Source organism: Leptolyngbya sp. NK1-12 (assembly GCF_032598965.1).
GTDB lineage: Bacteria > Cyanobacteriota > Cyanobacteriia > Elainellales > Elainellaceae > Elainella.
Genome location: NZ_CP053586.1, coordinates 2759930 through 2772734 on the forward strand (window position 1 = coordinate 2759930; position 12805 = coordinate 2772734).

The 12805-nt window shown below is 49.6% G+C and carries 6 protein-coding genes; 3 read left to right on the forward strand and 3 right to left on the reverse strand.

Annotated elements, in window-relative coordinates; all coding sequences use genetic code 11:
* Positions 1–29 precede the first annotated feature (29 nt).
* Both HJG54_RS11590 and HJG54_RS11595 read right to left on the reverse strand, forming a co-directional pair.
* Positions 30–2294 (reverse strand): ATP-dependent RecD-like DNA helicase, encoded by a 2265-nt coding sequence (locus HJG54_RS11590; RefSeq protein ID WP_316435100.1) that lies wholly within the window; start codon positions 2292–2294, stop codon positions 30–32.
* Positions 2291–2494, reverse strand: a complete 204-nt coding sequence (locus tag HJG54_RS11595; RefSeq protein ID WP_316435101.1) for a hypothetical protein — start codon at positions 2492–2494, stop codon at positions 2291–2293. The genes HJG54_RS11590 and HJG54_RS11595 overlap by 4 nt, the downstream gene beginning before the upstream one ends.
* On the opposite strand from HJG54_RS11595, the gene HJG54_RS11600 reads away from it, so the two are divergent.
* Complete coding sequence (locus HJG54_RS11600; RefSeq protein ID WP_316435102.1) at positions 2494–3009, forward strand: NUDIX hydrolase; 516 nt, start codon at positions 2494–2496, stop codon at positions 3007–3009. The genes HJG54_RS11595 and HJG54_RS11600 overlap by 1 nt on opposite strands.
* Positions 3010–3420: 411 nt before the next feature.
* Here the strand turns inward: HJG54_RS11600 and HJG54_RS11605 are convergent, their stop codons facing one another.
* Positions 3421–9702: a PAS domain S-box protein gene (locus HJG54_RS11605; RefSeq protein WP_316435103.1), complete on the reverse strand. Its 6282-nt coding sequence runs from the start codon at positions 9700–9702 to the stop codon at positions 3421–3423.
* Positions 9703–10313: 611 nt separating this feature from the next.
* Between HJG54_RS11605 and HJG54_RS11610 the strand changes: the two genes are divergently transcribed.
* Entirely contained in the window at positions 10314–11576 is a 1263-nt protein-coding gene (locus HJG54_RS11610) for a hybrid sensor histidine kinase/response regulator (protein WP_316435104.1), read from the forward strand.
* Between the two features lie 115 nt (positions 11577–11691).
* The gene (locus HJG54_RS11615; RefSeq protein WP_316435105.1) at positions 11692–12693 is read left to right on the forward strand and encodes a diguanylate cyclase domain-containing protein; all 1002 of its coding nucleotides are present in this window, start codon (positions 11692–11694) and stop codon (positions 12691–12693) included.
* The last annotated feature ends 112 nt before the right edge of the window (positions 12694–12805 follow it).

The following is a 12805-nucleotide window of genomic DNA, read 5'->3' on the forward strand; positions in this document are numbered from 1 at the left end:
ACAGCATACTTGTCCAGGAAAAGGTTCAGTCAAAATGCCTGAAGCCGTTTCGCTAATAGTGTATAGCGCTGCTGATTTTTGATTTGACGCACGGAGAAGCCAATCGCCTTTTGAGTACCGACGAAAATTGCCAAGCGTTTGGCGCGAGCCAAGCCGGTATAGATGAGATTACGAGAAAGCAAAAGGTAATGCTGCATGTATATCGGTAAGATAACAGCCGGATACTCACTGCCTTGACTTTTATGAATGCTGACGGCCCAAGCTAAGTCAATTTCGTTCAGATCGGCCAAATCATAAACCACGGAACGCTCACCGAATTGCACAGTCACATCTTGTTCTTCGACATCGATGGTGCTAATGGTGCCCAGATCGCCGTTAAACACCTCTCGGTTATAGTCATTCACCTGCTGAATCACCCGGTCTCCGACTCGCAGGATCCGGCCTCCCCGAATCAGTTCGGCTTTGGCAGCGCTAGGCGGATTGATCAATTGCTGCAACGCTTGGTTTAAGCTGCGCGTGCCGATTGCACCCCGCGTCATCGGACAGAGGACTTGCACATCGCGGGTCGGCTCAAACCCCAACTGGGGAATTAAATCGGTGACTAAATCGCGAATCGCCTGGATGCCGTCTTCAGGTTGGGGAGCCGCTAGCCACAGACAATCCGACCGAGGCTGGCTGGAAACGGGTTCCAACTGAGGCATCTGGCCCTGATTAATGCGGTGAGCGTTATGGACAATTTGGCTGGTCTGGGCCTGTCGAAACACTTCGGTGAGACGAATCACTGGCACTACGTCTGAATTGATCAAATCGGCCAGCACATTGCCCGGCCCGACGCTAGGCAGCTGATCCACATCCCCTACCAGCAAAAGCTGTGCATTGGGTGCAATCGCCTTCAGCAACGAGTGCGCCAAGAACAAATCCAGCATCGATGCTTCGTCGATCACAAGGGCATCGGCTGCAATTGGATTATCGAGGTCGCGCTTAAACTTCATCGTTGTTGGGTCAAATTCCAGCAGGCGATGCACGGTTTTGGCTTCCTGCCCGGTGATTTCCTGCAACCGTTGGGCGGCTCGCCCGGTAGGGGAAGCCAGAGCAATCGACTTGCCCATGGCCTTCCAGAGGGCGACGATCGTGCGCGTACAGAAGGTTTTGCCGGTTCCCGGTCCGCCGGTGAGCACCAACATCCGCTGACTGGCTGCCATTTCAACGGCCTGACGCTGTTGCTTAGAAAGGGAAAGCCCGGTTTTTTCTGTAAACCGATCGATCCAGCGCTGCACACGCGGCAAATCAACACTGAGTGGCTCGCTCAGCAACAAAGCCAACCGCTCCGCCAGTTTGAACTCAGCGCCGTAAAAGGGTGGGTGGTAGCAAATAAACTCTCCTTGCTGGTCGCCACTGCCCCCCTGCATCACTAGCTCTCCATCCAGAGCCATTTGGGTAGTGAGGGCGGTTAATTCTGCTGGATCGGGTTGGTGATCGCCCAGCGCCAAGCGTTTCACCGTCTGTTCCACCAGTTCTGTCTGGGGCAAAAAGCAATGGCCGTCCTCGGCAGCCTCTTGCAACACATGCAAAATTCCAGAGCGGTAGCGGTATTCTGACCCCGGAGAAATGCCCAAATTGCGGGCAATTGCATCGGCAGTGATAAAGCCAATCCCATACACTTCCGCCGCTAACTGATAGGGATTCCGGGTCACTGTTTCAATTGCCTGATCGCCATACTGCTTATAAATTTTGACGGCATAGGTAGTGGAGACCCCGTGGCTCTGCAGGAACAACATCACTTCTTTGATCACCCGCTGAGCTGCCCAAGCGGCCTGAATCAACTTGACGCGTTTCTGAGCAATGCCGGGCACTTCGGCCAAACGCTCGATCTGGTGTTCGATAATATCCAGCGTATCCAAGCCAAAGTGGGCCACAATTCGCTTTGCCGTCACGGGTCCGACGCCCTTGATCAAACCGCTACCCAAATATTTTTCGATGCCGGTCAGAGTAGCAGGCTTGGTTTCTCGATATTTTGTCACCTGAAACTGCTGACCATATTTGGGATGATCACGCCAGGTACCTTCTAGATGTAGCGTCTGTCCGGGCTGAATGCCAGCAAAATTGCCAACGATGGTAATCAACTCGCTGGTCCGGGGGGCTTTTAAGCGGGCTACCGTATAGCCCGACTCTTCTGAATGGTACGTCAGTCGCTCGACAACGCCCTGAACCGACTCAGGAGGCGGTGATGAGTGTGGTGCAGCATCCGGTGAGGATGGACTGGAGTGGGATGGTTGGTCGGATGAGTAGGTCACAGGCACAGCATCGGCTGCACAAAGACAGCAGGAATGACTCGGTTTAACTCTAGTATGCCAATCGCCAGTATGCCAATCGCCACCATGCCATTAATCTCTGACAGAAGTGAAGCCGGCAGTTGATCGAGTTTGGTTGAGCATCCGCAGGACTTGATCTGAGTTAAGGTGGTGTGGATAGAGAACACGGGATTGTAGGACAATGCAGGACGAATGGCTCGATATCGTCGATGAGACCGATCGGGTGGTGGGGCAACAGTGGCGAGCAGAGGCGTATCAGCGAGGCTTGCCCAACTTTCGGGTCATCAATGCGTTCGTGATCAACACACAAGGGCAACTTTGGATTCCGCGTCGAACCGCCTATAAACGCATTTTTCCAAATGGGCTCGATTTCAGTGTTGCAGGTCATGTAGAACACGGAGAAGGATACGACGAAGCATTTGGCCGTGAATTGCAAGAAGAGTTGAATTGGAAGATAACGGCAGTTTCCTACCGTCAGTTATGCTACCTCAGTCCCTACAAAAACGATGTACCAGCTTTCATGACGGTATACGAAATTCAATCCGATGCAACACCTGCCTATAATTCCAATGATTTCTCTGAAGCGTTTTGGCTTACCCCAGCCGCGTTACTCAAACAGTTGATGAAAGAAATTCATCCCGCGAAACCCACGTTGGCGAAATTGGTGCAGCAGTTTTACCTCAGCAATGAACGCTGATAAGTAGGTCAACCGAATTTTTTAAATCCTATAGTTTGAATCCTATAGTGCGGCCATCTCGCCCGCTGCGAGCGGGACGCCCACACTCTGCTTATTGTTCAATTTGGTTGAATTACCTGGTAGTTAAGAAACATCTTGAAAAATAAAAAAGTATTAAAATTTAGAACATGTTCTAAAGTTGTTAGTTAAGATACAGATATATCAAAACCGCTGACCAAACTCACTTTATTAAGGTCAGCATATAGCTTAATCAAATAACTTTAAACTAGCCCAGGTTAGGTTCATCATTGAATTTGTACCTGGGTTATATTTTTTAGGTAGTATTCTTACAATTATTTTTTGGTCAGTAAATTCTTTCATTGGTCTACAAATTTCTAGTCAGTTTATACATTTCACTCTGTACATTTCACTCTATACATTAAACTCTTCCGGATCAGCTTCACTACCTACCTTCGCTTGGGTAATCTGAATAATTTGCTCTAAGTGGAAGTGATGCACCAGTTCTCGCAGCGTATTAGCCATTTGACCCTGAGTAGCTGGAATTTCTTCGATTAGCTGCAAAATCATTTCTTCATCGGCAATTTGAGCGGCCCGATGCAGTTGTTCGATCCAAGTAATAGGCATCTTGGATAGCTGGTCCGACATCGGCTCAAGTGCCACATCAGTGAGTGCAGTCGGCTTGTTCGGTAGATGGGTGATTGCACCAGAGGTAGGGTTGGCATAGATGTACTGCACGTTCAAATATTGGGCTATTTTTTCTAAGAGCATGCGTTCAGGTACGGGTTTACGCACAAAATCATCACAGCCAGCCCCAAGAATGGCTAGCCGGTCTTCCTCAAAAGCGCTTGCGGTGAGGGCAATAATTACCGTGCTGGGCTGAGGAGACGGTCGATTGGCAATTTCAGCTCGAATTCGTTGGGTTGCTTCATAACCATCTAGCAGTGGCATGCGGATATCCATCCAGATCAGATGCGGTAGCCAGGTCCGCCACATCTCAATTGCTTCCTGACCGTTTGTGGCAGTTTGCACCTCAAAGCCAATCAGCACCAGCAAATCAACTAGAAGCTGACGGTTAGCCCAGTTATCTTCTACCACCAGAATGCGATATTGCGGTTGACCAGGAGCTAAGCCAATTACGCGCCGATCGGCTAATTCAAGCTGAGGTGTTGCCTCCTCTACCTGCTGAGTAGGAATATGAAAGCGAAAAATACTGCCTTTCCCCAGTTGACTTTGCACGGTTAATTCCCCGCCCATTAAGTGAACAAACTGGCGGCTGATCGGTAAACCCAATCCCGTACCTTCCTGTGAGCGGCGACCCGACTCGGTCTGCATAAAGGGTTCAAACAGGCGATCGAGTTCGGATGGATTGATGCCTGGACCTGTATCTTCCACTTCAAATCCAAGGGATGAGGTAAATGCAGTAAGTTCTGGTATCAATTGGGAATTATCAGCGTCAATATCTTTAGGCTGATTTTCTGATTGATTTGTTGATTGGGTTTGAGAATACCAGAAGACTCGTAGCGTCACACAGCCAGATGACGTGAACTTAATCGCATTGCCCAGCAAGTTGATCAGAACTTGACGCAGTTTTCCTTCATCAGTGTAGATGAACTGGGGAACATCAATGGCCTGCTCAACTACTAGATTCAAACCCTTAGAACTGGCTTTAAGGCGAAACATTTCTTCTACGCTATGGAGCAATCGATAGAGGTCAAGATTGTTCGGGTTTAGAACAGTCCGCCCTGCCTCAATCTTAGACATCTCTAAAATATCGTTGATCAGGGTGAGCAGATGTTCACCATTGCGGTTGATGATGCCAAGCTGCTGCTGCTGTTCTAGCGTGAGAGACGGATCCCTTGTCATCAATTGGCTGAAGCCCAGGATGGCATTGAGTGGCGTGCGCAACTCGTGACTGATGTTGGCTAGAAAGGTGCTTTTAGCAAGGCTGGCGGCTTCCGCGGCTTCTTTGGCCTGCCTCAGTTCAGCTGTGCGGGCTTCGACGCGGCTTTCTAGCTCCAGGTTAGCCTGTTGCAGTGCAGCTTCGGCGCGTTTACGGTCGCTAATATCTCGATGAGTGCCGAGCATGCGTAGCGGTTCTCCGGCAGGATTGCGGGCAACCACTTTACCGTGGGCTGAAATCCATTTCCATTCACCCGATTTGGTTCGGAGGCGAAATTCAGCCGAGTAGGAACTCGTATGACCAGACAAATGGCGACGGAGCTGTGGTATTACAGCCACTCGATCGTCTGGATGCATCAGCATCTTCCAAGTCTCTACGTGGGCTGGCCATTCATTGGCTTCGTAACCTAGCATTTCAAACCAGAGCGGGCTAAAATAGCTTTCTCCAGTGAGCACATTCCAATCCCAAAGCCCATCTCCCGATCCCTCTAACGCCAGCTGCAAGCGTTCTTCACTTTGACGGATCGCCAGCTCTGCCCGTTTACGATCGCCGATGTCTCGCATAATTGTAGACAGATACTGGACTTCTCCATTGCCAGATGTATGGCGTAGGATGAGCTGGGATACAGGAATATCTTCACCATTGGGATTATGCAAGCAGGTTTCTCCTAGCCAAATTCCGTGTTGAGCCGCATAGGGAATGCCTTGGTTGCAAATGATTTCTGTTGCCCAACCTGGATGAAAATCGACAATTTTGTACTGGGCGAACTGAGCAGCGCTAGCATCGGCAGGTAGGCCAACCAACTGTTTGAACTGGGCATTGAGCCACAAAACATCGCCTGTAGGGCTAGCGATACCGACGTAATCAGGTGAAGCTTCCAGAATGGCCAAGAGACGAGCCTGTTCTTGCTCTAGCTGTTTGCGATCGGTAATATCCTGCGCCGTTCCAATAATCTGGGTGACTTTTCCGGTTGCACTGCGTCGGAATACGGCGTCACGACTATAGAACCAACGCCAATCACCATTTGCATGGCGGATCCGATACTCAATCTCAAGGACTTCTCCATCCGTTGCAGCCGTAAGGCGACGACCATGGATACGATGCGCTTCTAGATCGTCTGGATGCAATAGGTTCATTAACTGGTCGAGGTGCATTGCTTTGACTTCAGCAATTGTATATCCCAAACAATTAACCAACTCTCGATTGATATACATGTGACGATCTTGTGTGAGATCATAAATGTATAGGACATTGGGTATGTTATCTGCAATTCGCTGGGCAAACTGCTGACTCTCCTGTAAGGCGGCTTCGGCCCGTTTCCGGTCGGTGATATCAAAGGCCGTGCCAACAATGCGATAGATCCTGCCCGTCTGATCGCGTAAGGGGTTGAGCGTGGTCAAATACCAGGATGACTGGCCCTGAACATTCTGGTATTCCTCCTGGGAAATGGAGGTGCCTGCCTGCAGGCAGCGCGTGAAGAAGGCTTGCATTTCTTGTAATCTGGCCGGATCCGAAATGATTTCCTCTAATTTTTTGCCGTTGATTTCAGCGTTGGTTTGCCCGATTTCTCGCTCACAGGCTGGATTCCATCCCGTCTGCCGGAAGCTTCCATCTGCCAACACATCCAGCACAAAGATTGGATAATCTACCCCCTCGTAGATGCTGCGAAGAAACTGCTCACTTTGCTGAAGCGCAGTTTGGATCTGAAGCAGTTCTTGGGTTCGCTGCACCACCCGCTGTTCCAACTCCTGATTGAGCTGGTGCAACGCCAACTCTGCCTGCTGGCGTTCTAGTTCCGCCGCTGCCCGCACGGCAAAGAGTTGAAGCAGGGTCAGATAGCGAGAAGGGTTTAACAGCGGCTTGCTGTCCAGAATGCACACGGTGCCGATGGCCTGTCCTTGGCTGTTGACTAAAGCAACTCCTAAATAGCTCTCGGCTTGCAGCATTTGAATCGCTTGGCAGCGGCCATGAAATAGGTCTTGGGCATTGCGTTCACAGCAGAAAACCCCCTGCTCTAGAGTCAAGCGGCAAGCTTGGACAGAATCAGCTCTATAGATCCGATGCGGCTGCAACTGCCCCTTTGACCAGAAAGCAAGCGTATGGAAACAGTCGTTCTGATAGCGTGATACAGTCGCATGTTCCACATTCAGAGCTGCTGCTAACTGACTGACCAAGGCCGGGAAAAAGTCTTCACCCGTGACACTCGCCGTACCCGCGACCAAGCTCTGTAATGACGCTTCAGTTTGTTTGCGGTCAGTAATGTCGCGAGCAATGCCCCGGTAGCCACAAAATTGGCCGACCGCGTTGAAAACCGGCACACCGCTGGTTTCTAGAAATACCAGATGGCCATCTTTGTGATAGTGCACCTTTTCTAGACAGTGAAACGGCTGATACCGAGCCGCAATGGCATTCCAGATTTCGGCTACTCGCTTCGCGTCTTCAGATGGCATCAGATCTAAGGCAGATCGGCCCAGAATCTCCTCTGGTTTGTAGCCCAACATTTCCCAGCAGCGCGGGCTAGCGTAGGTAAACACAAACTGTTGATCAACCTCCCATACCCAGTCGGTCGAGGTTTCCACCAAATTGCGAAATCGTTCCTCACTGCGCTGGAGGGCTACCTCTGCTTGTTGGCGTTCTGCTTCGGTGCGTTTACGCTGACTAATATCCCGGATAAAAATTAGCACCTCATCCGCAGAGAGTGGACTAATCCGAACTTCTTCATCCCGATATTCATCATCAGATTCATCATGACATTCGTCACGACTGGTAGGAAATTGGTGCTCATAAACTTGAATCTGTCCTGTGGTCAGAGCTTGGCGAATGTAGAAAAGCTGCTGTTCGAGCAAATCGGGCGGTAGCACTTCAGCAAGGTGGGACTGAATCGGTACAAACTTCTGAGTTCCGTGTTTGGGTGGAATCAGATCCAGGCAAGTACCATCGTGCCGCACTCGCAGCATCAGATCGGGGATGGCGTTGATGATAGCTCGATTGTGGGCTTCACTTGTTTGTAGCTCGATTTCAGCTAGTTTGCGTTCGGTGATGTCTCGTCCTACACTTTGCAGTTCTAACAAATTGCCGTCAGCATCATAGAAAGCCTGATCTGTCCATTGCTGCCAGCAAATCCGTCCATCGGGTAAAACGACTTGATGTTCGCAGGTGATGACGCGATGGTCAGGTGTCAATCTAGCTAAGCTAGTTCGCACTGCTTGCCAGTCCATTTCTGGAATCAAGTTGAAGAAGGATTGGCCAATCAGTTCTTGCCGGGAGCGACCAAAATAGCGACAGTAGGCTTCGTTCACAAAGATGAGGGTGCCATCTGGTAAAAAGCGACAAATCAGGTCTGTCTGTTGCTCGACAATTTGCCAATAGCGCACCTCACTGGCTTGTAGGGCTAGCTCGACCTGTTTGCGGTCCGTAATATCACGAGCTTCACCCAGGATTTGATAGACCCGACCCGTCTGGTCATACAAAGGCTTGCAGGAGGCATCCGTGATCCGAACTTCTCCAGTTTTGCCACGGAGGGCCAGCTCAAACCGGCAGATTTCTCCTTGCACTGCCTGCTGAAATGCTTGTCGCAACTGACTTTGAGATGACGGCAGCTGATCAAACCAAGGGGTATCCCAAACATAGCGGTCGATAATCTGCTCGCGGTTCAACCCAGCAAAGTCTAGAGCCGTGCAATTAGCATCTAGGAAGCGGCCCTCTGGGGTAAACACTCCCATGAACTGCACCGTTGAGTCAAACACTTCTCGAAATCGGGTTTGGCTTTGTTTGAGCGCCATCTCTGTCGTGCGTAGTGCCGTTAGGTCTGTGTTACACCCCACTAAGCGGACAGGTTTTCCCTCCGTGTTTCGTTTGACTACACCTTGCGAGCGAAACCATTTGTAGCGCCCATTGCGGCAGCGAATCCGATATTCGGCACTATAGCGAGGAGCAGCCCCAGTCAAGCAAACATCAATCAGCGCCACAACTCGCTCACGGTCATCCGGGTGAATTAACTCAATCCAAGCTGTATGAAACGGCGGTACTTCACCTGGAGTGTAACCCAATAACTCATACCAATGGGCAGAACGATAACTCTTTCCTGTACTTAGATCCCAGTCCCACACCGCAGCATTGATGGCTTCAATCGCAAATTGCCAACGCTGCTGATCCAAACGCTCTAGGGCAATGACAGCTTGACTACAGAGAAATCGAATTAACTGAATCTCGTCTGCATCAACTGCGTCAACTCGCTGAACCGGGCTGAGGGCATCAATGGGATGAGGATTAACCCCATCAGCAATGGAGCAATTTTCTGGGTAATTTTCTGGGTAATTCTCGGGGCGATTTTTTAGGTAATTTTCTTGATATTCCAGGTAAAAAATTCCAATTAACGTTTCTTGCACTACTAACGGCAACCCTATCACCACAATGGATTGCTCTGTTGGGAATGATTCAAATTGCTGCTTGAGCTGCTTGAGCTGCGTGAGGTAGGGGTCATCTGCAAATGGACTCGGAATCGGTTCTGATAAAATCAGCTCAGTTTGAGTACAGTCTACATGCTGCAACACCGACAGTGGCACAATCCGGCTAGACACGCCTGCCGCAGCAGCCCAACCAGTGACCGAGCAGGGTGAGCGTTGTGCTGTTGCGGCTATTTGCCAATCGCAGTTTTGCTTCAGCAGCACGAGTCCCCGCTCGATATTGGTATAGTCCAGCACGAGACGCAGAAGCCGAACTAGCACCGCCTCCAAACAAGTTTCGTTTGCGATGGCTTGAGCTGCTTCTGTCAGTGTAGCAATGGTTAGCATCTTTAAGTCCTTAACGGCTGGTACTAACTGGCTGTGGTCTAATTGCTATGATGCTGTAGGGATTGGGAATTGCTGCTGGGATGTCAGTGGTTTAACTGATTTTGCCGAGTCCTCTGGTCGCAACTCAAACCTTTGCTTTATCTTATAGAAGATGTTTTCGTAAACGGCATTTCTAATCATGTGGTTTAGCATCGGAGCTTGCTTTGGCACTTGGCTGGAAAGCAGTTGATTGGAAAAGTTGATAGAAAACCTAAACAGTCAAACGTTGCACAACGTTGCACCCAATTGGGCTGGATGGGTAATATCTAACCTCGACTCCATTCTGGGAGGGTTGCCACTCCTAGATTTCCCGTTTTGACTGAAATTTACAAATTGTATCAGGTAGGACTGACCTTGAGGACAGTAATGGGGTGCTAGGATGCCCCGCCGGGTTAGTTGTAGGAGTGATAGCACCACTCCGGTCTGCCTCTGGCGTTTGGTCATGAGAGTGTTGCTCTGTTGTCTAACGTTGTCTAACGAGAATTTTATTCATTTCTCCTACTTTTCCAACTTCATCAACTTTAATTCTAGTCGGGTGCGGTTCCCTTGCAGGCTCAAAGCGTAAATAGATCATGGATAACAGAGAGAATATCTTAGTGGTTGATGACAAGCCAGACAATTTAAGATTACTGTCTAATATTTTGGTGAAAGAAGGATATAAAGTACGAAAAGTTCTAAATGGACGGTTGGCAATCGACGCAGCCCAGCTTGACCCGCCCGATCTAATTTTGCTCGACATCATGATGCCCGACCCCGATGGTTACCAAGTGTGCCAAGCCCTAAAGGCCAATCCCCAGACGCAAGAAATTCCAATTATTTTTCTGAGCGCTCTAGATACCGTCACCAACAAGGTGAAAGCTTTTACTGTTGGTGGTGTAGACTACATCACAAAACCGTTTCAGCAAGAAGAAGTGTTGGCTAGGGTCAAAACCCACCTAAATCTGCAGCGGTTAAATCGCGCACTTCAGCAACGGAATTTACTGCTTAAACAAGAAGTAAAACGGCGACGCAAAACTGAAGCCACGCTCAAACAAACCCTGCAAGAACTACAGGACACTCAAAAACAGATCATTCTCAAAGAAAAACTGGCATCGCTCGGTGCTTTAATGGCGGGAATTGCCCACGAGTTGCGCAACCCCCTCAATTTTGTCAACAACTATGCCGAAGGCTCCATCGAACTGGTTGATGATATTTTGGCAGATTTGGTCATCCAGCTTGCCCCTGACCAATCCGAGGCTTTACAAGCAGCCTTAGCAGAAGTGCGAGCCAATGCCGTCGCGATTCACCAACACGGACAGCGAGCCGAGCGGATTATTCAAACAATGATGCAACATACCCGCACGGAGCCAGGAGAGCGGCAACTCGTCAACCTTGCCAATCTACTAAAAGAAGCCACCGAATTGGCCTACCACAGTCGGCGTGCCCAGTTTCCCGACTTCAATGTCACCATTGAAACCGATCATGATGCAACCCTTGGGTTCGTTAACGTTGCTCCTAGCGATCTGAGCCGAGCCTTCATCAATTTGATTGATAACGCCTGCTATGCTGTCTACAAACAACAGCAACAAAACCCAGCCCATGCACCAAGGATTGCCATTACGACTCGCAAATTGGTTGATCAAATTGAAATCAAAATTTGGGACAACGGCATTGGTATCGAATCCGATACTCTAACTAAGGTATTCGACCCGTTCTTTACGACCAAAGCTAATGAAGGAACGGGATTGGGGCTTTCCATTACTTACGATGTGATTGTTGGTCAGCATCGCGGCACGCTGAGTGTTAATTCTGAGCCGGGTAGTTTCACGGAATTCATCGTCACGTTGCCTCTGTAATTCCGTAATTTTTCGAATGTTTATTGCTCAGAAGGACTGTATAGCTAAACACGATGGGGTGGTAGGTTTGCCCCCTCGCCTCTTCGTGATTTGATTGGATAGTAAGCGAGCTGGTATGACACCTGCAAAAATCCTAGTTGTTGACGATGAGGTGGAGTTGGAGCGTTTGATTCGGCAGCGCTTTCGCAAAAAGATCCAGGCTCAGGAGTTCGACTTTTTGTTCGCTGCCGATGGTGTAGAAGCACTGAGATGGCTACAATCCGGTAGCCAAGTGGATATGGTGCTCACCGACATCAACATGCCCAAGATGGACGGCCTCACCCTGTTGGGCCACCTTGCCGAAATTGATAAAACGTTAAAAGCTGTTGTGATTTCGGCCTATGGAGACATCCCCAATATTCGCAGGGCGATGAACCGGGGAGCCTTCGACTTTCTCACCAAACCCATCGACTTCCAAGACCTTGAACTCACGATTCAGAAGACCCTGCAGTCGGTTCAAGCAATCCGAGAGCAGCAGCAGCAACTGCAGCAAGCGCAGCAAGCCCTGATGCGTGTTGCCTACTACGACTCCCTGACTGGCCTGCCCAACCGCAGTTGGTTTATTCAGCGCTTGGCGCAGCTCATCGAGCAGCCCCCTGCCAATCGCCTCTATGCAGTGCTGTTTATCGACCTCGACCGCTTCAAGCTGATCAATGATAGTTTCGGTCATGTAATTGGTGATGCATTGCTGACGCAGGTGGCGCAACGACTCCAATACTCCCTGCAATCATGCCCACAATCACCCGGTGTAGTCGCCCGTTTGGGGGGCGATGAGTTTGCGATTTTGCTAGAAGATGTAAAAAATATTGCAGAAGTTATTGTGATTGTGCAGCAGATTCAAACCCAACTAGAACGTCCCTTTCAGATCGAGGAGATGGAGATTTATTCCCAAGCTAGCATTGGGATTACGCTCAATTCTCTGGGTCTCAAACGCTATGACCGGCCAGAAGAGTTGCTGCGCGATGCGGATGTCGCTATGTACTGCGCCAAGGCTCAGGGCAAGGGCCGCTTTCAGGTCTTTGCTCCCACTATGCAAATTCCTGCCAAATCAGCGCTGTTTGTCAAGGAAAGTAGGTAATGCACTTCGCCTATTTTGTGTTGTTGTGTTCATTTATCACCGATTTCTTGGTGTATAACTGCTTTCACACCTTTGTTCTTTAGATTCTTTCTTTCATTTGCTGTAGCAAATT